Source organism: Bacillus sp. es.036 (assembly GCF_002563635.1).
Classification (GTDB): domain Bacteria; phylum Bacillota; class Bacilli; order Bacillales; family Guptibacillaceae; genus Guptibacillus.
The window spans coordinates 268,616-290,634 of record NZ_PDIZ01000001.1 but is presented as its reverse complement, the minus strand read 5'-3'; the positions used below and the strand labels follow the sequence as shown (position 1 = coordinate 290,634).

The window sequence follows — 22,019 nt, the reverse complement described above, 5'->3', positions numbered from 1 at the left end:
CTTTTTCTTACATCCAATTCATCCCCCACAAGCTTTGAAGTAGCAGCATGTAGCTCGTTAAAAGAACCGTGACGATAATAAAAATGACAATAACATATCGAAATACCTTCACCTTATTTAATGTTATGATAAAAATGATTAGTGCGATCGCTGCACAAAGATAATAAACAAAGAAGAGTTCATAAGAGGTGTATGGCCCCATAAATAAACCAAAAACAGCAAATTGGAGGTCAAAACTAAGAATGGCGTAAGAAAGCCATGTATTAGAACTGTTGTAAATGATACTCGTAGTTCCTGCAAGTATAAAAGAAATCAAGACTAGAACAACAAGCGACCACTCATAGACGAAAAACATCTCCTCATTCGAAACAGCAAATTGATACCCAATCATCGATAAAGGTAAAATCATCAATAAAATTAGCGCGTTTATTTTCACATAGCTTAATTCCGTAAGTTTCAAGTCATCACGACTAAGTTCTGGTGTACCCAAAGAATCCCTCCTGACGAAATCCAAGCCCAATCATACTTCTATACCATCTTCTTTTCATAACGTCATTTCCCTTCTGCTTTCCTAAAAAAACACTAATTCCTTCCATTTCAAAAAAAACGAAAACGCCATTCCTGAAGTCAGAAATGGCGTCATCTATTAGTTATTTTTAATATGCTTTCCTTTACCGAAATAATAAATACCCGATACAATCCCGACTATCACCATAACCACAGCGAAGATCAGTCCTGTTACCGCACCGAACTGCACGATGAACGGAACGGATAGTGCCGTCACTAATCCTCCTCCTAGGAATGGTTCATAAACAAGCTGTTTGTAACCAAATGCTTCAAATGCAGGGGATTCATTATCAGGATCAACGATCCGCATAAGAAGCAAGCCTGTTGCTGTCACACCCATCGATTGACCAAAGTCACCGATGCCTCGTTCAAACCAGTAGTCAGGAATAATCTTCGGCGCAAGCATTAGGAAGCCGAATAAATTCCAGCTTATTCCTGCAACCGCAAGAATAAGGAATGGCACAAGGTATTCACCAATCACGTCGAGCGACACTGTGGCGATCGCAGTGATGATCAATACATCAAGTGCAAGTCCTTGAATTCGATTGATCATGCGACGATCGACAAGGTTGTATTTATCTTTCTTACTGAAGAAGACTTGAAGAATAATTCCCCCGAACATCGCGATTGGGAAGAGCGGGATATACTTCATAAAACTTGAGCCCGTCCAGTTTGTAATCGTAATACTCTCTAGACCGATTAACCCCTGAAGAATTAACCAACCGATCAGTATCGCAAGCATCACAATTGATAAGTGAAACGATAGAGGTTCAATCGACTCAGGACGAGTCGTCATTTTACCTGCTGGTTCACGATTTTGGTATTCCATGATTCCCTGTTTACGAAGGTCAGAGAAACCATTCACATCTTTGATCACCTTGGTTTTGCCTCGACGTACTGCCCAGTTAATGAGAATAATACCGAAAACAACACCAGAAAGAACACCTACCGTCGCAAGACCGATCGCAAGGTCAAAAGCTTCTTCAAAGCCAAGCTCTTCAAACGTACTTGCCATCCCTGCTGCGGTGCCGTGTCCACCTTCAAACGAAACTTCAATCAATGCTCCAGCCATTGCTGGAATATCGAAAAACGGTGTAAGAATAAAAATGGCTACGAGCAGCCCGATTACGTATTGGCCCCAGCCAATTGCCCAGCCGAATGCTAGCTGGGGTCCACCGAACGTCCAGATATCACGTAGCTTTGGCATCGTTGCACCAAGAAATAATGAGGCAAAGACAACGTTAATCATTAACCCTGGCAATGCAGACCATACTTCTATAATTGTATTTGTCATCATTCCACTCGCAAGAAAATGATCTTCCGAAACAAAATTTAACATGATCTTCCCGAGCACCTGTGGTCCGAGAAGCAATGCGACAAATCCTCCGATAATGGAGGAAGGTAAGAATAAGTTCTGTAAGACCTTTACTTTCAAACGAATGATCTTCCCTATTAGAAGAAAAACACCGATATACAACAACGCGAATCCGATTTGTTCTGGATTCATTTTCTTTCACCTCTTTGGTCGATATGTTTCCTCAGCTTCTGAGGCAGCTGCTTCACCAAATTGGTGATACGAACAGTCCACTTTTTCAGTTCCTCGAATTTCAAACGGTAAAACTTATTTTTGGAAATTCCTTATAAATTTTTTTAGTGCACATAATTAGCTGAAGCAATCTCGTTCACTTCCTCTTTTTGTCAAAAAATGATTCTGGCGATCTATGGTATAATCGATAAATCTGAAAAAAGTTCCAAGTTGCAAATACTACAGTTCGACATCAATTTAGTTTAAACTGAGAGTAGATAAAAATAGGAGTGGTAGAGATGGACAAAGAGATCAAACTAATTGCATTAGATATGGATGGCACACTCGTCAATCATGACGGAGAGGTGTCAGAGGAAAACGAAGCCGCTGTTCAACGAGCGAAAGAAAAAGGCCTTCATGTCGTATTAAGTACAGGGCGCTCCCTACCGTTCTGTCGTGATATTGCAGAACAGCTTGGTCATTCTGCTTATCTCGTTACAGTAAACGGCGGACAGATCTATGATAAGGAATTAAACCTTGTCGACAGCACGCACCTTGATTATCAGCTTGTCGAACGTTTGTGGGAATTAAAAGTAAAGCATGACGTGTATTTCTGGTCTTCTACAACAGAAGGTGTATTCAATACGCAAAAACCATTTGATCGTGAAATCAATGACTACACGTGGTTGAAATTTGGCTTTGATATTAAAGATGATGATATCCGCAAAATTATTACAGATGAAGTAATGGCGAATGAATCTTTCGAGGTAACGAATTCAAGCCCTACAAACCTTGAAATTAATCCGTCTGGCGTTAATAAAGCTGCTGCACTTATGAAAGTTTGTGACTGGCTTGATCTTTCAATGGAAAACGTAATGGCCGTTGGAGATAGCATGAACGACATTGCGATGATCCGCGAAGCGGGCTTTGGCGTTGCCATGGGCAATGCGCAAGACCGCGTCAAAGAAGCAGCGAACTGGGTCACAAAAGACTACACCGAGCACGGCGTTGCTCACGCAATTGATCACGTGCTGAAGGGGTAATGGTGTAATGGTGCCTGTCACCACCCGATCGAGCTCAATTAATGTCGAAAAAAGGCGAAGTGGAGTTTCTCCACTTCGCCTTTCTTTCACTACTACTTCTCCGCGACTTCAAGCACATAAGGTTGCGTATGAAGCTCTTCCCCCTTCTCTACATGAACTTTCAGCGTGTACGTTCCTGGCTCGGAAATCTCTGAGATCCCTCATACACACCCTCACTGTTCTCATCCGCATCTGTGTAGGTATGTTTCTTCTCTCCTTCTAGCCAGTATTCAAAACGCACATTCGCTTCAGTTAATGGCTCCCCTGCTTCGGTTACGGTTGTCACAAGAACAGCTGGATCCATCACATCATTCTTAAGTGAGATGCTTACATGACCATGCTCATGACCTTCCTCATGTTCACGATCGTCTGCCTGATCCTCCGCCGAGCGCTAATAAACAGGCAATTCCTATAGGAACTAGTCCTTTCTTCATTCTCTCTCTCCTATCCAACTAACTTCTCTTTATATGAAGCTAACGAATCGATCGCCTAATTGAATCATACCTATCAATTAAAAAATGAAATATCTTGCCTTCACATAACTTCGTGAAATTTATTTCCCTCTTATAGTAAAATATTCTCTTTATTCAATCAATTCTGACAAATTACATGATCTTTCCTTTGGAAGCTGTTACCATATAACAAGGGATGGCAATAAAATACTTAATCCGGGGAGGAAGAAGATGAAAAAGCTCGTTTCTTTGTTAGCAACTTTCTTATTGGTATTTGGCTTTACAAACGTAGGGTATGCAGCTGATGATAAGAATTGTGATGACTTCTCTTCTCAAGAAGAAGCGCAAAATTATTATGAAAGCAATGACCCTGATGCGGATCCAAGCGGCTTAGACCGTGACAATGATGGACAGGCATGTGAAGGTTCTTCTTATAGCGGCTCCGATTCCTCTGACGAAGAAACAGCGTCCAGCGGCGAAGCTTCCGATGACGAAATGACAAGCGAAGAAAGCTCAGAAGCAGCTGACAGCGAAGGCGCTGAAATGGCCGATACAGCGACAAGCTATCCGGTTTATATGTTGCTTGGACTTGCCATCGCAGCATTCGGTTCTCTGGTACTATTAAAAAGACGCGTTCATTCTTAAGACACATACCATCCCGACGAGATAGGCGACCATCGCCTATCTCGATTTCTAAAGAAGGTGATTGATGGTGGTTAAGAAACTCAGTATTCTACTCATTATAATCGGCATGACCGTGACCGGATGGAGCGGCTATGAATGGTGGACTCAGAAGAGTGCTGCTACGTTTCAACCTGAAAAAGCTCAAGCTATTTCAAGAGACTGGGAGGAAACCGATTATCAAGAGACAGTGAACCGAGAAGTGGTTCAGACGAGTGACGTCACGCCACAGATGAAAGCGAAAACTGGAGAAAAAATCGGTGAATTAACGATCCCTCAACTAGGATACCTTTACCCGATCTACTGGGGAACGGATGAACAAACGTTGAAACAGGGAGTCGGTATGTATGACACAGCTTTCACTACTTTACCAAATCAAGCAGGCCACACCGCCCTTGCAGGACACCGTGATACCGTTTTTGACGGTCTTGACCAACTTAAAAAAGGCGATCGTCTCTACCTCACATTAGACGATACAACGTATGAATATCAAATCCGCAAAACGTGGATTACAGACGAGCATGATCGTAGCGTCATTGTGGAAAAGAATTCGCCCACTCTCACACTCACCACGTGCTATCCGTTTGATTACCTCGGCTCTGCACCAGATCGGTACATCATTCAGGCAAGCTTAATTCAAATCAATGAAGGAAGTGACTCGCCATCATGAGTCACTTCCTATTAAATTTCGCTTGCACCAATAAAAAAGAGAACTGCTTCTAAACAGTTCCCTTCATCATGTTATCGAATTTGGCTAATCGAAAGCTTTTCCTGAACGATTCGAATCGCTTCAGCAAGTAGCGGAGCAATCGATAGAACTTTAATTTTATCAAGATCTTCTGAATCTGGAAGAGAGATGGTATTCGTTACAACCACTTCTTTAATGTTTGATTCAGCAATTTCTTCCGTTGCATGACCAGAAAGAACAGCGTGGGTAAATGTAGCGTACACATCTTTCACACCGTTTTCCTCAAGAATGCGAGAGGTGAACGTTACGTTTCGACCAGTATCAATCATATCATCAATGATGATGGCTGTTTTTCCTTTCACATCGCCAATGACGTTCACAGTGGATGGTTCTCCTGTGTCATAAGAGCGACGATCAATCAGAGCGATTGGTGCATCTAGCATTGACCCTAATTTACGTGCACGAAGCGCACTGCTATTATCAGGTGCCACAACAACAACATTTTCCAAATTTTTGTTCTCAAAGTATTCAGCAAGGATTGGAATACCAGAAACCTGGTCAACTGGGATATTGAAAAAGCCTTCAATTTGATTGGCATGTAAATCAATGGTTAACACGCGAGTTGCACCAGAACGCTCTAGCATATTCGCAATCAACTTTGCGGTAATTGGCTGTCTTGGTCCTGTTTTACGATCCTGTCTCGCATACCCGTAATAAGGTAAAACAACATTAATCGTTTTAGCAGATGCTCGTTTTAATGCATCAATCATGATCAAGAGTTCCATCAAATAGTCGTTTCCTGAGCCTGCGATGGATTGGACAAGGTATGTATCGCAACCACGGATGCTTTCCTCAACGTTCATGTGGATTTCACCGTCACTAAATCGCTTAACGGAACAATTCCCAACTTGAATTCCAAGCGTCTCAACAATTTCTTGAGCCAACTCCGGATTTGAGTTTAAAGCGAACACTTTCACATCTTCTTCATGGCGTAGCATAGCGTAGCTCCTTTATCTTTCGTTTATCCCGATTGGTTCAGCTAGCCTTAATGACCTTTACTTAAGGCAACCTCACTCGATTAACTGTATGGATTACATACATATGTAATTAGTTTAAACTTCTTCTCCACTATACCATACACAGAAGGGCAATTTCTGTAGATTTTTTTTGGATTTTCATCGAAAAATCATCGAATTGTTCACGAATTTAACCTGTATGCGCTTTACTTTTTTCAATAGAAGTTTCCACAGATTATTTTCTATCTCCACCTAATCGAATGCACAATATAAAGAATAATCGCACTAAAGATCATCGTAAGAAAGAGTGGCATCACCCACCAAGTCAGACCTTCTCCAACCCCTTTTGCAATCTGCACACATTCCACTGTTAAATAAGCAAACAAAAGCGCGATCGTATTTTTCAAAAAACGCATGAGTACAACGGCACTTCGATATTGTAGAGCTGCATTACCCTCTGTGATTTTCACCACATAATTATACCTATGAGGATAACGTTCAAGAACAGTGAAAAATCCCCAGATCAACATACCAAGCATTGGGAAAAGAATGATCGCCGTTTTTGAACCCCAATTATCCGCTTCACCAGTCGCATTAAAATAGATGGGAACGCGATTAGGTATGCCCGACCATTCCAAAGAAAGATAAACGATGCTTAGAAAAAGAAATGTAAGTGTCGCCAACTCAAACCCTTTTTGAATTAACGTCTTATCAACCTCAATTCGTGGTCTTTTTTCCATACGCAATCTCTCCTTTCCCTACTCGTTTTACGTATGACCTAAATGGAAAGTTCCCACTATTTGCTTCTATTCCTTTCCTTACTATAAAATATAACGGACAGGATCAAGTGACACATAATCGTTTTAAGGAGAGTTATTGTCTATGCCGAATGAATATAATTTAGACTCTACGGAGTTTTATTCACTAAAAAACGCTTCTAAACGATTATTTAAGTTAATCAGCGATCGTTTAAATGTGAATACCGCTTATGTTACGAAGCGTGGAGAAAATGCCATGACCGTTGTAAGCTCTTACAATGAAAAAGAAGAAATCATTCCAGAAGGATACGCTGTCGAGTATAGCGGTACATATTGTCGATTAATTATTAATGATAGGGATAGCGTCATGCATACAGCTAACTTGGAACATGATGAATTTACGCGAGAGCTAGAGGTTACCTCTCAACTCAAGGTAAAAGGATTTCTCGGAGTTGCTTTGACGGATACCAATGGAAAGGTTTTCGGTACACTTTGTGTGATGGATAAGGAAGAGAAGTCATTCAGTGAAGATGATATTTCTTATTTAAAATCTATGGCTGAAATTCTTTCCTATATAATCGAACTCGATCAAACAAAGTATAATATGGATTTCTTAAGCGTTCCAATTGTTCCAATTACAAAAGGGATTTCCATCTTAACGTTGCAGGGCGTGATCGATGAAAGAAGAGCAGAGAACATTATCAAACAAGTCCTTCAATATGGTGCGAATCAACAAATCAATCATTTTATTGTTGATTTATCAGGCTTAAAAATTATTGATGGTTATTTTCCAGCGATTCTTGGAGACCTCTTTAAATCCATTCAACTGATGGGGATCGAAACAATCATTACCGGGGTTACACCAGCTATCGCTCACCAAGAAGTAGCCAACGAGCAGCTTCCTCATTTTAAAACTGTCCAAAACCTTGAAGCTGCTCTTGACTACATTGGCTTTGAATTAATAGAAAAAGAATAGCAGATTAAAGCCGCAATCTGACTGATTGCGGCTTTTGTCCCTTTACATCTTCGCTACTTTCCTTGATTCCTCATCAATTCGCTTCATTTCATCCTGCGTTAGTTTAAATCCAAGTACCTTCACATTATCTTCGGCATGCTTTAACTTCGAGGCGCCAGGAATCGCTACAACCGTCTGATCGTGAAAATGAACGAGCCAGTTTAACGCAACTTGACCGGCTCCGACGCCGTATGAATGACCAATCTCTTTTAATAAGTCGATTAACGGCATTGTTTTCGCTAACCCCTGCGGTTTAAATTGGGACATGTGTTTACGTGGACCTGAGAGGTTTGCGACAAGTTCAGGATTTTGATGGAACTTTCCTGTTAAAATCCCCTGCTCAAGCGGAGAATACGCAATGATCGTGACGCCATTTTGCTTAGCAAGGTCCAGCACCCCATTCGTTTCAATTCGTCGATCGAGTAAGCTATATTTCATTTGATTGGATGCAAGATTCACACCATGACGTTTCAATTCTTGAATGGCTCGGTCCATTTTATCTCGATTAAAATTACTCACACCCACCGCGCCAATATGACCTTCTTTGACGAGTGATGCCATTTGCTTCATTTCTTTTTCTGGAGAAGAAAAAGAAAACGGCTGGTGCACCTGATAAAGGTCAATTCGACGACCATGTAAGGCATCTTTACGCTTTTGGATCGTGCTTGAAATAGAACCAGCTGTTCGAAGAAGGGGCCACCACTTTGTTGCAATGAGCGCATCCTTCTCTTCAACTTCGAGTCGTTTCAATGCACCAGAAAGAGCTTCTTCTGATTTTCCTTTTCCATAAGCTTCTGCTGTATCAAACCAGTTAATCCCACCATCAAGACTCATTTTCACAATCGCGTCCATGTCTTTTTCAGATATCGTCGAAAAGTAACTGCCAATTAAGCCACTCCCCTGACTGAACTGCCATGTTCCAAGTCCGATTGGAGAGATCTCATAATTTGTTTGACCTAGTTTCCTCACGTTTACGCCACATCCTTCATTTGTCTTGCACCAAGTATAGCACCAGGCAACAGCTATAGGTTAAGATCATGCTTCTACGGAGTTAATCCCCTTTTGAATACAAAGCTAACCTGATCATAAGACATCTTTTCTTTGTAGAAACGGTGGGCTTCTTTCTTTTGAACACCGGAAGACAGAGCCACAGATTGATACCCGTTCTCCAGAGCCCAGTTTTCAACAAACGTAAGAAGCTTTTCTCCATAACCTTTTGAACGATGCTGTTCGCTTGTGACGAGATCACAAACCCAGACAAACCTTCCATAATAGAGCGTAATCATTGGCTTAAATCCAGTAACCGCTACAAGTTCGTTTTCATCATAAAGCGCATACAGCCGATACATGTCTTTCTGATTGGCTTCTTCTACTAAATCAAGATAAGTTTTCTCATCCAAATGTTGCCGTAGCTCTTGCATCACTTGAAATGCTTCACGCCGCTGTTCTATTGATCTCATTTCTTTAATCATCATGCCCTCCTATGGATCATCGATAACTACGTATTCGCTAGAAAAGAAGATGATCCTTTCACAAAAAAACTGCTCCATCATAAGGAGCAGAATAGTTCGACATTTCATAGACTTGCACATAGCCCATACGGTAAGCAGAGCGGCTGACCTGACCGTGGATCATAAATAATATCACTCCGAACGCCAAACACTTCTTCTAATATATCGGACTTCATCACGTCAATCGGTGTTCCTGTTTTCATCACTTTTCCTTTTTTAATCGCCACCATATGACCTGCGTACCGACTGGCGTGATTTAAATCATGCACGACCATGACGATCGTTCGCTTTTCTTGAACATTTAACTTTTGCAAAAGCTCCAGCACCTCAAGCTGATGCGCCATATCGAGAAACGTTGTTGGCTCATCTAGAAAAAGAATTTTCGTATCCTGAGCAAGAGCCATCGCAATCCAGGCACGCTGGCGCTGTCCACCTGACAGTTGATCAATCGGACGGTTGGCATATTCCCCAATCCCCGTCATTTCGATTGCCCAGGCAATCTTCTCTTTGTCTTCCACCGTGAGAGCTTTCAAGCCTTTTTGATGAGGAAAGCGACCGTATGTAACAAGTTCTAAAACCGTTAGCCCTTCTGGAGCCGTGGGGTTTTGAGGAAGGATCGCTAATTCTTTCGAAAGGTCGCGCGTTTTTTGCTCATGAATCGCCCTTCCATCCAGGTAAACCGTTCCACTTTTTGGCTTCATTAATCGAGAAAGTGTTTTAAGAATGGTCGACTTCCCTGATCCATTCGCCCCAACAAGAGCTGTAATCTCACCCTCAGGTATGGATAGATTCAACTGATCCACAATGATGTTTTCTTGATAACCGATTATAAGATTTTCTGTTTCAATCACAACTCTTACTCCTTCCGCTTATACTTCAACAAAATCTTTATGGTGCGTCGAATACATCGCCATCGCTTCTGCCTCAGGATCAAGATAGGCCTTCGCACTATTCAATGCTTTTGGTCCTTCCGCAAGACCGCCAGCAATGAGCGTTAAACGATGTGGATAGGTGACGATATCTCCTACTGCGAAAATACCAGGTATACTCGTTTCCATTTTTGCATCGGTAATTACTTTTCCATCGTTCATCGTCATTCCCCAATTTTGGATGCCGCCTAAGTCGAGATTGAATCCATGATTAACAAGGAGTGCATCGATTTCAACTACTTCTTTTTCACCTGTGTCGACATGAGTAAGAACAACCTGATCAATGCGCTCCTTACCGATCACGTCAGATACGTAACACGAACATTTGACGTGCGTTTCCGAGTTGTTCATCTCCGTGATACTACTTTCATGACCACTAAAAGCCTCTCTGCGATGAACAATCGTTACTTTATCTGCAATTGGTTCAAGTCGATTCGCCCAATCAATCGCCGAATCGCCTCCTCCAGAAATCAGAACGTGCTTGCCTCTGAAGCTTTCTACACGATCCACGGCATAGTAGAGGTTCTTTCCTTCAAAATACTCCGCACCATCAACTGGAAGCTTTTTCACCCCAAGCGTCCCATGTCCAATCGCTAAAATAACGGTCCGCGTGTAATGCTTTTCTCCATTATGACTCGTTAAGATATAGGTTCCGTCCTCTGCTCGCTCAAGATCGTCTACTCGTTCCCCAAACACCATTGTTGGATCAAATGTGCTCGCCTGTTCTTCAAGCTGCTTAATCAAATCAGCTCCGGAGACGCCTGGAATCGCTCCAATGTCTCGTAGAATTTTCTCAGGATAGAAGTAGGTCACTTTCCCACCAACTTGCGGAAGGTATTCAATGACTTTCGTCTTAAGCTCACGCATACCGCTATAAAAAGCTGTAAATAACCCAATTGGCCCTCCGCCAATGATCGTCACATCATAAATTTCATTCTTCACATCGTTCGCCTCCTAAGCTTTTGCTCTAGCAAGTAAATATAAAAAGTATGGAGCTCCTATAATCGCAACCATAATACCAGCATGAATTTCAGATGGTGCTAGAATTGTTCGGCCAATCGTATCCGCTACTAAAAGAACAAGACCACCAGCAAGAGCTGACAACGGCAATAGGAATCGGTGATCATTTCCGACTAACTGTCGAGCAAGATGTGGACCAACAAGGCCAACGAAACCTATTCCTCCACTAACTGACACACAGGCAGACGCAAGTGCCACCGATGCACCTAGGAGCAAGAAGCGCTCTTTCTCTACCTTCACTCCCATTCCAGTCGCAAGCTTCTCACCAAAGTTTAATCCATCTAGCGTTCTTGCTTTATAGAAAATGAACGTAAATAAAACGATGATCCAAGGCAGTAACGTCAGAACATGAACCCACGTTGTCCCCCAGATCTTCCCCGCAAGCCAGACAGCGATAAACTGATAGTCGAACGGATCCATGCGAAGCGTTAAGATGGTGATAAGAGCACTAATCCCGGCGGCGACCGCAATCCCATTTAAAATTAATCGCTGAAGCATTAACCCTTCTCTTTTGCTGTACGAAAGCGCATAAATGACGATTGCCGTGACACACCCGCCAATTAACGCTAGGAACGGCATAAGGAGAATAGGGGCATCCGTCGTTTTCGGGAAAAAGGAGATAAATAGAACAACTATTAAAGCGGCCCCACTATTGATTCCGAGTATACCTGGATCTGCAAGAGCATTACGTGAAATCCCTTGAAGGATACAGCCAGATACCGCTAGCCCAGCGCCAACAAGAATGGCAATAACGATTCGAGGCAAGCGAAATTCAAATAAGATTAATGACTGCTTCTCTGTACCACTGCCAAACAACGTTTTCACGACCTCGCCAGGACTTAATTTCGTTAACCCTGTATTTAAGCTAATAAAAAAGGTTGCAATGATAAGAAAGAGGAAAATGGCCATGATCACATAGCGCCTGCGGTTTCTTTTCCGCTGTACATGAAATAAAGAGTCAATATTCATCACAACTCCCTCCCTTCACGTCTTGCTACGTATAGAAAGAAAGGGACACCGACAAGAGCGAAAATCGCCCCAATCGGCGTTTCATATGGGGCGTTAATTAGCCTTGCTCCCATGTCAGCAACAATCATAAATAGTCCTCCTAGAACCGCCGAGCATGGAACAATCCACCGGTAATCTACTCCAACAAGAAACCTCGCAATATGAGGAATTACAAGACCTACAAACCCTATTGGACCAACTGCTGATACGGCAGCTCCCGCAAGTACAAGTACAACAACTGCAGCAAGTGTTTTAATCCATTTTGTGCGCTGCCCAAGACCTACAGCTACATCTTCCCCAAGGCTGAGTAGCGAAATAGACTTCGAAAGAAACAGTGCCACAATAAGCGCAATCACGATCCACGGCAATAAAATTTGAATTTGCGGCCATTTCAAACCAGCTGTGCCTCCTGCAAACCAAAAGGCAAGATTCTGTGAAAGTTGAAAATGTATGGCAACGCCTTCACTAACTGCAGTAAAAAGTGCACTAACCGCAGCCCCTGCTAGGACTAAACGAATCGGTGATAGACCATTTCGAGAGAGAGAACCGATACCGAATACAAGTGCAGCCCCGATCCCAGCACCAATGAAAGAAAATAACATCAGGTTGGTATAGGAAAGTCCCGGGAAAAAGGCAAAACTAAGCGCAATCATCAAGGTTGCCCCAGCATTTAAACCAAGTAACCCCGAGTCTGCAAGAGGATTTCGAGTCACTCCCTGCATGATCGCTCCAGCTACTGCGAAACTTGCGCCAATTAAGATGTCGGCAACAGATCGAGGCATTCGAAACTCACGAATGATCGAATGTTCGGTTGAATTTGGGTTAAATTGAAACATCGCCTGCCAAACTGTCATTAATTTAATATCTGCAGCCCCTAGTGCGATCGAAAGCCCAAGACTTAGAATGAGGCCTACACTTCCTGCCACAAGAATGAGCATTGCCGTGACAGGTCGTGATTGAACGGCGAGCTGATTTTCTATTGTATCTGCCATCGGTTCAACTTTCTTAGACATGTGATGACTCCTTGCTTTATGTATTGAAAAGAAGTCCTGGTGCCAGGCACCAGGATTTCTTATTTACTTATTATTTTCTTTTAACGTGTTGACGATCAAATCGAGCTGTCCTTCAACGGCGATTGGATCATAATAATACATGTCCTCAAATTTCATTTCATAGAGGTGACCGTTCTTCACAGCGTCTAGATTCTGCCAAAGCGCACTTTCTTTCGTTTCCTTCAGCACATCTTGATTATCCCGAGTGGCATACTCGGTATAAAACATATGATCTGCCGCGTATTCGGGTAATACTTCAAGTGATATCTTTTTCCAGTTGTCGCCTTCGATGACGTCCTTTTGAATCTTCTCAGGAGCTTTTAATTCTAGTGCATCATAAATGACCTGACCACCGCGTCCAAAGTTATCACCAAATACATAGAAATCCTTTGTTTGCACTTCATATATTCCGACCGTCTCATCTTCACCAATGACGCCGTCTAATTCTTCCCGTGCTGCTGCTGCTTTTTCATCAAATTGCTTGATCCACTCTTTCGCTTCTTGCTCTTTGCCTGCAATTTCACCCATAGCGGTTACTTCTTCATCTAGAGAATCATATGTTCCAAACGGCATAAGCACAGTTGGCGCAATTTTTGATAGTAAATCATATTGTTCTTGATCCGTAACGATAATTAAATCTGGATCTAATGACGTAACTTTCTCTACTGAAGGTGGCGTGCCGATATCTTCAATGTCTGCAATCTGCTCTTCAGTAAAATAAGGATTATCAAGAACAAATTGATCTGGAGCCCCAACCGGTGTAATTCCTAGGGCTAGAAAATAACCAACGTAATCCGTCGCTACAATTCGCTCAGGACTCTTAGGAATATCAAATTCCTGCCCATCCGGTAATGTGAAGGTTTTCATCTCTTCTTTCTTTTCCCCTTCACTTGATTCGTTCTTTTCGTTCTCATTTCCGCAAGCAGCAAGTATAAGAACGAGCATTAACATCAGAATAAGAGTAATCCTCTTGTTTGTAACTTTCATTGTATGTACCCCCTAAGTGATATTGAGATTCATTATCATTTAGAATGATAGCACCTTCCATCCTTCTTGTCTATGTCATATCAAGAATTTAAGATTGCTTAAAACGCTATTAACACGGTTTTGTCAGCGTTTTCAAAACTATTTAGAAAAAGTTTCATATGAAAAAGTGGTTTATTCCACTCTCACTAAGGTTATTAATACACACATATTCAAGTCATCAATTCGTGTTTAACTTTTATGTTAGGATTCCTTACATAAAAACACAATTATCTGTAAATATCATTAAAATGAACACTAACAAAAAAATTAAAGGTGAGGTTATTTAATCCATGACATTAACAAAGAATAGTATTCAACAGGACATCATGAAGGAAGCAAAAGAAAAGAAAGTCGAATTTATTCGTCTTGAATTTACGGACATGCTTGGTGAAACAAAGAACGTTGAACTTCCAATAGAAGAATTGGAAAGTGTTATGAACAACGAAGCAATGTTTGACAGCTCTTCCATTGCTGGTTTCTCTGATATACAGGAAAGTGATATGTACCTCTTCCCTGACCTTGAAACATTCAAAGTCCTACCGGACGCTGTTGATCAGGATTGTATCGCTCGCTTTATTTGCGACATTCATACTCCCGACGGTGAACCATTCGAAGGTGACCCACGCTTCATTTTGAAAAGAGCGATGAAGGAAGCAGAGGATATGGGCTATACCGTTAACGTTGGTCCGGAACCAGAATTCTTCCTTTTCAAGCTAGATAAAGACGGTTATCCTATTCGCAAAATGAATGACCGCGCAGGTTATTTCGATGCTTCACCTAAAGATAAAGGTGATCAAGTACGTCGTGATATCGTTCGTACACTTAAGAAATTCGGTTTTGAAATGGAAGCTTCTCACCACGAAGTAGCTCAAGGACAGCATGAAATTAACTTCCGTTTCGATAGCGTCATTAAAGCGGCTGACAACATCCAAACGTTTAAAAACGTTGTAAAAGACGTTGCGACAAGCCACGACTACCATGCGACATTTATGCCGAAGCCAATCGCTGGTGAAAATGGCTCTGGTATGCACTGTCACCTTTCTCTATTCACTGATGGCGAGAGCGCGTTTTACGATGAAAACGATCCAGAAGGCATTTCCAAAACAATGAAACAGTTTATGGCTGGTATCCTTTCACATGCAAATGGCCTAGCAGCCATTACGAACCCGAACGTAAACTCTTATAAGCGTCTTGTGCCTGGTTATGAAGCACCTGTCAGTGTGGCATGGTCTCACTCTAACCGAAGCTGTATGATTCGCGTTCCAACAACGCGTGGAATGGGTACTCGCTTTGAAATTCGTAACCCGGATCCAACAGCTAACCCTTACCTAACGCTTGCTGCTGTTATTCATGCAGGTCTTGAAGGGATTCGTCACGATCTTGATGCTGGTGCGCCAGAAACACGTAACCTTTATGAAGTAGACACAGATGATGTGCCAACACTTCCAACAAACTTGAAGGAAGCGATCAAGTCACTTCGTGAAGATAAAGTTGTTATGGAAGCTCTAGGTGACCATACTTCTAAAGTGTATATCGAAGAAAAAGAAAAAGAGTGGATTGAATATTCCCTTATGGTAAGCCAATGGGAAGTTGATCGCTACATGAATAAATAGAACAAAACAAAAAGGAGCATCCTCATAGTAGAGGGTGCTCCTTTTCGCGTTTTCTGGAAAGTTTATTAATGATGGCACTTGTATTTTTTCAGCTTCTGATACTGAATAATTTTCTCGTCTAATCGTTTACTCAAAAGGAGAATTTTCCCGCTTGAGTAGTCATCTACTTCTTGTCCTAGATCATAAAGCACCATTCGCAACGTCTGAATTTCGGTTTCTAGATTCTGCAGCAACATAGCGCTCTCCCTTTATATATGTCTTATATTTACATTACCATATAATAGGCTTCAATGTTTTGTATTCTTACAAATTACATAATTTTTAACATTTCCCTATTTATTTTTATATTTGTAATGCAAATTAGAAAACAATGAATACTGAAACATTAACGAAAACGATTGACCCGTCTTTTCTTCATTGTTATGATTCTCGTTATAAATTTATCATATGACTAAACCTTGTATAAGTTCAGGAATAGGGCCTGAACGTTTCTACCAGCTACCGAGAATGGCTTGTCTACAAGGAACTATGAAGTTTTTCATATTTCCTTGTGATGATGCTCTGGTTTCTGGCCAGAGTTTTTTTATTTGAATCAGGAGGGTCTATCATGAAAAACTTTTTCCAGTTCACAGAACGGGAAACGAATTATCGAAAAGAAACGTTAGCCGGGATAACAACCTTTTTATCCATGGCTTATATATTAGTTGTTAATCCGATTATCTTAAGTGAAGCCGGCATTGATAAAGGGGCGCTCTTTACTGCCACCGCTCTATCCGCGATCGTTGGCTCATTGCTTATTGGAATTCTTGCTAACTTCCCTGTTGGTATCGCTCCAAGTATGGGACTTAACTCTTTCTTCACCTTCTCCGTTGTTATTGGAATGGGAATTGATTGGGAAATAGCTCTTACAGGCGTCTTTATTGCCGGTATTATCTTTATGATTTTGAGCTTACTTAAAATCCGTGAGAAAATTATTAATGTTATCCCGAAAGATCTGAAGCATGCGATTGCCGCCGGGATTGGATTCTTTATTGCTTTCGTTGGTCTTAAAAATGCGGGAATTGTTGTGGGGAATGAAGCCACCTTTATTTCAATTGGGCAGCTGACAACGCCTACAACGGCGTTAGCTGCTTTCGGATTTATTATTACGCTGATGATGCTGATTCGCGGTATTCGCGGTGGTATCTTTTATGGAATTGTGATTACAACGATCATTGGTATGATCATCGGCCTTGTGCAAGTTCCTACTTCGGTGGTTGGACAGGTACCGAGCCTTGAGCCAACATTTGGCGTTGTCTTTCAGCATTTAGGAGATATTTTCACACCTGAGATTCTAGCCGTTATTTTTACGTTCTTATTCGTTGCTTTCTTCGACACGGCAGGCGCTCTTATCGCCGTTGCCAGTCAAGCTGGTCTTATGAAAGACAACCAAATCCCGAATGCAGGGCGCGCCCTACTTGCGGACTCAACATCAGGAGTTGTCGGTGCGATCTTTGGTACATCAACAACTGCATCTTTCGTAGAGTCTTCTGCCGGGGTTGCCGTTGGTGGCCGAACTGGGTTCACATCTGTCGTTATCTCAGCCTGCTTCTTCATTGCGCTGTTCTTCTCGCCTATTCTTGGCGTCATAACACCTGAAGTGACCGCTCCAGCCCTAATCATCGTCGGGGCCCTTATGGCAACTGAGGTAAAGCAGATTGATTGGAGCCGATTAGAAGTGGTTATCCCAGCATTTGTAACAATCATTATGATGCCTCTTACATTCAGCGTGGCTACAGGGATTGCACTTGGCTTTATTCTTTATCCTTTTGCGATGATTGCGAAAAAAGAATGGAAGCAAGTTCACCCGATTATGTATACGCTCGGTGGCTTATTTATTCTTTATTTCATCTTTCTTTAATACAGACTAGGGACTTTCCAATTGGAAAGTCCCTTTTTTCTTACTGAATTGCTGAATCAAGCCAGTCGGTGATTTTCCCTGCAATCATATCACTATTTTGATCCATCATCATGAGATGAGAATTTCCAGTAATCCCCTCTTCAGTTAACTCAATAACATCTGACGTGCCTCCGTTATCTTCAATGATGTTAGAGGTTGTCTGCACAGCTAAGAAGAATCGAAGGACCCGTTTTTTCTAAAAGCTGAATCATATTTTCAACTTCCTGAGTGTTTCCTCCGCTACTCTTACCTGCCTCATCCCCACTTCCCGATCTACTGCCAGTTTTTCCAGTAGCTTCGCTTGAAGAATCATTACTCGCTAGTTTTATTTGCATTGGAATGGAAGAATAAAATTGATCAAATTGATCAGCAGGGAATTGGCCATCCTCATAAGCCTCCCCTGGCCCAGAACCTAATCCCCATCGAGACCAAATCGATTCCGAATCCCACTTTGATAATGTTGCTTCAGCTTCTTTTTCGGAAAGACCTGCACTCGCAAGATCAGAGGTATCAACGGTATAGACTGGATAACCTGCAGCTACAAAATCATAGGCCCAGCCATTCCGATCATCTGGCGTGCTTTCATAAATCGAAGCGGCTAATCCAAGGCCTGGCACCATAATAACCGGTGACTTATCCGTATTTTCTGGAATAAAGGAATGGATAAGAGACTGATCATTTAACGTTTCGCCAATGTAGAAATCATTCATTTTCACCAAAGAAACGATTGCCTCATTACGATCACTTTCCGCTGTACCTGATTCGGTTTCTGGTGCTGAATTTTGACATGCCCCAAGAACCAGCAAGGAAGTAACGAATAACGATAGTGTTACATTCTTTTTCATCAACTTTCACCCTTTCCAACAATTCAAACGCCTCAATTCATACAATAACGAATAAATTTCACAAAAATATGGGATAAATGTGTGAAAATGATGTATGTAAGGTGAAAGAAATGAAGTTTAGCGGGTAAATCTCGTAACGATCTTGCCAGAATGGTAGCCGTTTCAAGATGAATCCTTTAAAATAAAGGGTTGAATCTCCCAAAGAATCAGCGCAAGATTCGATTGAAGACATTAAAAGGACTGTGATAAAAAACATGTTATATATATGGGACGTCGAAAAAATCATCAAAGACACGCTAGAAGAGCATAAGCTATCGATTAACTATGAGTTTAACAACGAGCTAGCCGCTCCAATGAGCTATAACGTATCGACCAATACGATCAAGTTTAATTACTTACAAATGAACGGCTATCAAGCAAAAGTGAACTTTAAACTAAAAGAAACGGAAGAAAACATCGCTTTGATCCTTCTGTATCACGAAATTGGGTACTATTTAGATTTTAAGAAACACCGGCACGACCTTCGCATCTTAATGTATGAAGATGAAGAGGTTCAGCAGGAACTTCTCGCAGAAATTGAAGAAAACGCCTGGGAACAAGGGCGGAAGTTGATTCCTGACGATTTAAAAGAATCCTATGATCAATTGCGAGAGATCGATCAACAGTTTCAAAACGGACAGTAACGAAACGTGAAAAAGGACGAAACCATTTGGGGTATCGTCCTTTTTGTATGTTGAGAATCATTGGTATGCTATTTTTGGTTATTTTTCGATGCTACCAGCTCATTAGTTGAATGATCCCAGCACTAATTGAAAGAAGACTAAGTCCTATAAACATCAGCGTGATCTTCTTCTGCTTCTTCTTTTTCTCTTCAATATAAACAAAGCAGAGCGAGGCGAAAACGGCAATGCTAATACACAGACGGAACAAAGCTTCATGGCCGCCTGTAAACCCAAGCCACACGATGCTGCTTGCAGCCATAATAGCTACCAGTAAGATCATGACTCTTATGTACTTCATCCTCTTCCTTCTTCCTTATGTTTTCTTCTCACCATTCCTAGTATCACGAACATGCCTCCAACTACCATGGAGACAATTACCGGAATATCGAGCTCGGTCGTTTTATTGTGAATCAAATAAATAGTGGCCATGGTCACCGTTGTCATACATATGAGGAACAGGATCACCAATAAAGATTTCAATTTCATTTCATCCCCCCTTTTTAGATACTTCTTCCACCTGCATCTCTTTCACATAATAAGCGCCAAGAAATAGAAACAGCATCGAACCTAGTAAACTAATTAAACCAAGGAACCCGAACCAATACCCCAATGGATTAAGAGCAGCACTAATCATAAAACAAATGGGTGCAATAGCTGATTTCACCCCGGTTAACCCAGCTCGTTTTCTTCTTGTCACCTGTACATAGATCCCAATTATAAAAACGATCGCAAACACAATCGTTAAGATGATCTCAAGCATTCGTTTTCTCCTTTCATAGTAAACCGCTTTCTTTCTTTACGATTAAACAGACGCTAGGGTTTCATTTCCGTGCAAACCCATAACCAAAATTTAACTATATAAACAGTATAAGGACGATTTCTTTGGGGATAATTTGAACGATATATAGAAGGAGGATTTGCCATGAACAAAGATCCAAACCAACAAAATGAAAAACACGAAGCGGATGAAACACTAACCAACCGTCAAGGTCATCCGGTTACAGACAATCAAAATGTTCGAACGGTTGGAAATCGCGGTCCTACGACACTTGAGAACTATGATTTTTTAGAGAAAATCAGTCATTTTGATCGTGAACGTACCCCTGAACGAGTTGTGCATGCCCGCGGCGCAGGTGCCCATGGTTATTTTGAATCCTATGGAAAAGTAGGTGATGAACCGATTTCAAACTATACACGGGCGAAGGTATTCACTGAAGTTGGCAAACAAACACCTGTATTCGTCCGGTTCTCTACCGTCGTTCACGGGACTCATTCCCCTGAAACGCTACGTGACCCAAGAGGATTTGCGGTAAAGTTTTATACAGAAGACGGAAACTGGGATTTAGTAGGGAATAACTTAAAAATCTTCTTTATTCGCGATCCGCTTAAGTTCCCAGATATGGTGCACTCCTTTAAACCAGATCCCGTTACAAATAGGCAAGATATGGAGCGGATGTTTGATTTTCTCTGTCAAACGCCTGAATCAATGCAGATGGTCACGTTTCTTTTCTCACCATGGGGTATTCCGGCAAACTTCCGACATATGCAGGGGTCAGGTGTGCACGCCTACAAATGGGTGAACAAAGAAGGGAAAGCAGTCCTAGTGAAGTATCACTGGGAGCCTGTACAAGGAATTCGTAATCTTACTCAACAAGAAGCGGATCAGATACAATCCACGAACTTTAACCATGCCACACAGGATCTGTACGAAGCGATTGAAAATGGAGATTTCCCTGAATGGGAGCTTTACGTTCAGATTATGGAAGATGGCGAACATCCTGATTTAGACTTTGACCCACTAGACCCTACAAAACTCTGGTACAAAGAAGACGTTCCATGGCACAAAGTAGGTAAAATGGTTTTAAATAAAAACCCAGAAAATTATTTCGCTGAAGTGGAACAGGCAGCGTTTGGTACGGGCGTCCTTGTGGATGGGCTTGATTTCTCTGATGATAAGCTTCTTCAAGGCCGAACCTATTCGTATTCAGATACACAGAGGTATCGCGTCGGCTCAAACTATTTACAGTTACCAATTAATAAGCCGGCAAAGCACGTGGCTACCAATGAAAGTGCAGGCCAAATGGATTTCAGGCAAGATTATGCGCAGCATCAAAATCCTCACGTGAATTATGAGCCTTCCTTGATTGGAGGACTAAAGGAAGCGGTTAATCCTGGAAAAGAGTATGAACCATACGTCGAAGGAAAGCTGCAGCGAAATAAAATCTCAATAGAAAACAATTTCGGACAAGCGGGTGAAACGTATCGAAGAATGAAGGATTGGGAGCGAGATGATTTGATCTCAAATCTCGTCATTGCGCTCGGAGACTGCCGTGAGGAAATCCAGAGTCGTATGATTTCGATGTTAACGGAATGCGATAAGGGTTATGGAATGCGTGTCACAGAAGGACTGAAAGCACTTCGCACTTCTACCGAAGAAAAGATGGATGAAGCTGTTCAGAATGCAGAGGAAAGAAGTCATCCTTCTGATCCTTATTAATGAATTTAACAAACCTGTTTCAAAAGTTTTGGGGACAGGTTCACTGCGTTTTTGGAAGCGACAGCTCCTATTA

The 22,019-nt window shown here is 41.8% G+C and carries 26 protein-coding genes and 1 riboswitch; of the genes, 8 read left to right on the top strand and 18 right to left on the bottom strand.

Annotated features, from left to right (window positions below):
• Positions 1–7: 7 nt before the first annotated feature.
• Both ATG70_RS01525 and ATG70_RS01520 read right to left on the bottom strand, forming a co-directional pair.
• Entirely contained in the window at positions 8–490 is a 483-nt protein-coding gene (locus ATG70_RS01525) for a hypothetical protein (protein WP_098442627.1), read from the bottom strand.
• Between the two features lie 156 nt (positions 491–646).
• The gene (locus ATG70_RS01520; protein WP_098442626.1) at positions 647–2,074 is read right to left on the bottom strand and encodes a sodium/glutamate symporter; all 1,428 of its coding nucleotides are present in this window, start codon (positions 2,072–2,074) and stop codon (positions 647–649) included.
• A gap of 302 nt (positions 2,075–2,376) precedes the next feature.
• Between ATG70_RS01520 and ATG70_RS01515 the strand changes: the two genes are divergently transcribed.
• Positions 2,377–3,135 (top strand): Cof-type HAD-IIB family hydrolase, encoded by a 759-nt coding sequence (locus ATG70_RS01515; protein ID WP_373560774.1) that lies wholly within the window; start codon positions 2,377–2,379, stop codon positions 3,133–3,135.
• A gap of 160 nt (positions 3,136–3,295) precedes the next feature.
• Here ATG70_RS01515 and ATG70_RS01510 read toward each other — a convergent pair whose 3' ends face one another.
• Positions 3,296–3,478, bottom strand: coding sequence for a hypothetical protein (locus ATG70_RS01510; protein WP_098442624.1), 183 nt, complete (start codon positions 3,476–3,478; stop codon positions 3,296–3,298).
• 379 nt (positions 3,479–3,857) lie between these two features.
• On the opposite strand from ATG70_RS01510, the gene ATG70_RS01505 reads away from it, so the two are divergent.
• Positions 3,858–4,271 carry an excalibur calcium-binding domain-containing protein gene (locus tag ATG70_RS01505; protein WP_098442623.1) on the top strand — a complete coding sequence of 138 codons (414 nt, stop codon included), beginning with the start codon at positions 3,858–3,860 and terminating at the stop codon, positions 4,269–4,271.
• Between the two features lie 64 nt (positions 4,272–4,335).
• Positions 4,336–4,977, top strand: coding sequence for a class D sortase (locus tag ATG70_RS01500; protein ID WP_257147578.1), 642 nt, complete (start codon positions 4,336–4,338; stop codon positions 4,975–4,977).
• 71 nt (positions 4,978–5,048) lie between these two features.
• Here ATG70_RS01500 and ATG70_RS01495 read toward each other — a convergent pair whose 3' ends face one another.
• Together ATG70_RS01495 and ATG70_RS01490 are read right to left on the bottom strand one after the other, a co-directional pair.
• On the bottom strand, positions 5,049–5,993 hold the full coding sequence (locus ATG70_RS01495; RefSeq protein WP_098442622.1) for a ribose-phosphate diphosphokinase: 945 nt from the start codon (positions 5,991–5,993) through the stop codon (positions 5,049–5,051).
• A gap of 260 nt (positions 5,994–6,253) precedes the next feature.
• Positions 6,254–6,751, bottom strand: coding sequence for a DUF1648 domain-containing protein (locus ATG70_RS01490; RefSeq protein WP_098442621.1), 498 nt, complete (start codon positions 6,749–6,751; stop codon positions 6,254–6,256).
• A gap of 142 nt (positions 6,752–6,893) precedes the next feature.
• Here ATG70_RS01490 and ATG70_RS01485 point away from each other — a divergent pair, with 142 nt between their 5' ends.
• Positions 6,894–7,745 (top strand): STAS domain-containing protein, encoded by an 852-nt coding sequence (locus ATG70_RS01485; RefSeq protein ID WP_098442620.1) that lies wholly within the window; start codon positions 6,894–6,896, stop codon positions 7,743–7,745.
• Between the two features lie 42 nt (positions 7,746–7,787).
• Here ATG70_RS01485 and ATG70_RS01480 read toward each other — a convergent pair whose 3' ends face one another.
• From ATG70_RS01480 to ATG70_RS01450, 7 genes are all read right to left on the bottom strand, one after another.
• Positions 7,788–8,753 carry an aldo/keto reductase gene (locus ATG70_RS01480; protein WP_098442619.1) on the bottom strand — a complete coding sequence of 322 codons (966 nt, stop codon included), beginning with the start codon at positions 8,751–8,753 and terminating at the stop codon, positions 7,788–7,790.
• Positions 8,754–8,827: 74 nt separating this feature from the next.
• Positions 8,828–9,259, bottom strand: coding sequence for a GNAT family N-acetyltransferase (locus tag ATG70_RS01475; RefSeq protein WP_098442618.1), 432 nt, complete (start codon positions 9,257–9,259; stop codon positions 8,828–8,830).
• Between the two features lie 101 nt (positions 9,260–9,360).
• Positions 9,361–10,146 (bottom strand): ABC transporter ATP-binding protein, encoded by a 786-nt coding sequence (locus ATG70_RS01470; protein ID WP_098442617.1) that lies wholly within the window; start codon positions 10,144–10,146, stop codon positions 9,361–9,363.
• A gap of 18 nt (positions 10,147–10,164) precedes the next feature.
• Positions 10,165–11,166, bottom strand: a complete 1,002-nt coding sequence (locus ATG70_RS01465) for an NAD(P)/FAD-dependent oxidoreductase (RefSeq protein WP_098442616.1) — start codon at positions 11,164–11,166, stop codon at positions 10,165–10,167.
• Positions 11,167–11,178: 12 nt separating this feature from the next.
• Complete coding sequence (locus ATG70_RS01460) at positions 11,179–12,213, bottom strand: FecCD family ABC transporter permease (protein ID WP_098442615.1); 1,035 nt, start codon at positions 12,211–12,213, stop codon at positions 11,179–11,181.
• Entirely contained in the window at positions 12,213–13,265 is a 1,053-nt protein-coding gene (locus ATG70_RS01455) for a FecCD family ABC transporter permease (protein ID WP_098442614.1), read from the bottom strand. Before ATG70_RS01455 ends, ATG70_RS01460 begins: the two co-directional genes overlap by 1 nt.
• Positions 13,266–13,328: 63 nt before the next feature.
• A complete protein-coding gene (locus ATG70_RS01450; RefSeq protein ID WP_098442613.1) occupies positions 13,329–14,291 on the bottom strand; it encodes an iron-hydroxamate ABC transporter substrate-binding protein in 963 nt (320 codons plus the stop codon).
• A 329-nt stretch (positions 14,292–14,620) separates the two neighbouring features.
• Here ATG70_RS01450 and glnA point away from each other — a divergent pair, with 329 nt between their 5' ends.
• Positions 14,621–15,943, top strand: a complete 1,323-nt coding sequence (gene glnA / locus ATG70_RS01445) for a type I glutamate--ammonia ligase (RefSeq protein ID WP_098442612.1) — start codon at positions 14,621–14,623, stop codon at positions 15,941–15,943.
• Between the two features lie 65 nt (positions 15,944–16,008).
• On the opposite strand, the gene ATG70_RS01440 is transcribed toward glnA, so the two are convergent.
• Entirely contained in the window at positions 16,009–16,179 is a 171-nt protein-coding gene (locus ATG70_RS01440; RefSeq protein ID WP_098442611.1) for an aspartyl-phosphate phosphatase Spo0E family protein, read from the bottom strand.
• A 202-nt stretch (positions 16,180–16,381) separates the two neighbouring features.
• Positions 16,382–16,482: riboswitch (purine riboswitch) on the top strand.
• 68 nt (positions 16,483–16,550) lie between these two features.
• On the opposite strand from ATG70_RS01440, the gene ATG70_RS01435 reads away from it, so the two are divergent.
• Positions 16,551–17,843 (top strand): NCS2 family permease, encoded by a 1,293-nt coding sequence (locus tag ATG70_RS01435; RefSeq protein ID WP_098442610.1) that lies wholly within the window; start codon positions 16,551–16,553, stop codon positions 17,841–17,843.
• A gap of 40 nt (positions 17,844–17,883) precedes the next feature.
• Here ATG70_RS01435 and ATG70_RS22240 read toward each other — a convergent pair whose 3' ends face one another.
• Both ATG70_RS22240 and ATG70_RS01430 read right to left on the bottom strand, forming a co-directional pair.
• Complete coding sequence (locus tag ATG70_RS22240) at positions 17,884–18,048, bottom strand: hypothetical protein (RefSeq protein ID WP_179886136.1); 165 nt, start codon at positions 18,046–18,048, stop codon at positions 17,884–17,886.
• Positions 18,032–18,727, bottom strand: coding sequence for a hypothetical protein (locus ATG70_RS01430; protein WP_098442609.1), 696 nt, complete (start codon positions 18,725–18,727; stop codon positions 18,032–18,034). The genes ATG70_RS22240 and ATG70_RS01430 overlap by 17 nt, the downstream gene beginning before the upstream one ends.
• A gap of 254 nt (positions 18,728–18,981) precedes the next feature.
• On the opposite strand from ATG70_RS01430, the gene ATG70_RS01425 reads away from it, so the two are divergent.
• A complete protein-coding gene (locus tag ATG70_RS01425; protein ID WP_098442608.1) occupies positions 18,982–19,410 on the top strand; it encodes a hypothetical protein in 429 nt (142 codons plus the stop codon).
• A 91-nt stretch (positions 19,411–19,501) separates the two neighbouring features.
• On the opposite strand, the gene ATG70_RS01420 is transcribed toward ATG70_RS01425, so the two are convergent.
• The 3 genes from ATG70_RS01420 to ATG70_RS01410 are packed head-to-tail and all read right to left on the bottom strand — an operon-like array spanning position 19,502 to position 20,209.
• A complete protein-coding gene (locus tag ATG70_RS01420; RefSeq protein ID WP_098442607.1) occupies positions 19,502–19,747 on the bottom strand; it encodes a hypothetical protein in 246 nt (81 codons plus the stop codon).
• Positions 19,744–19,935, bottom strand: a complete 192-nt coding sequence (locus ATG70_RS01415; protein ID WP_098442606.1) for a hypothetical protein — start codon at positions 19,933–19,935, stop codon at positions 19,744–19,746. The genes ATG70_RS01420 and ATG70_RS01415 overlap by 4 nt, the downstream gene beginning before the upstream one ends.
• A gap of 1 nt (position 19,936) precedes the next feature.
• Positions 19,937–20,209, bottom strand: a complete 273-nt coding sequence (locus tag ATG70_RS01410; RefSeq protein ID WP_098442605.1) for a hypothetical protein — start codon at positions 20,207–20,209, stop codon at positions 19,937–19,939.
• 162 nt (positions 20,210–20,371) lie between these two features.
• On the opposite strand from ATG70_RS01410, the gene ATG70_RS01405 reads away from it, so the two are divergent.
• Complete coding sequence (locus ATG70_RS01405; RefSeq protein ID WP_098442604.1) at positions 20,372–21,946, top strand: catalase; 1,575 nt, start codon at positions 20,372–20,374, stop codon at positions 21,944–21,946.
• Positions 21,947–22,019: the final 73 nt, after the last annotated feature.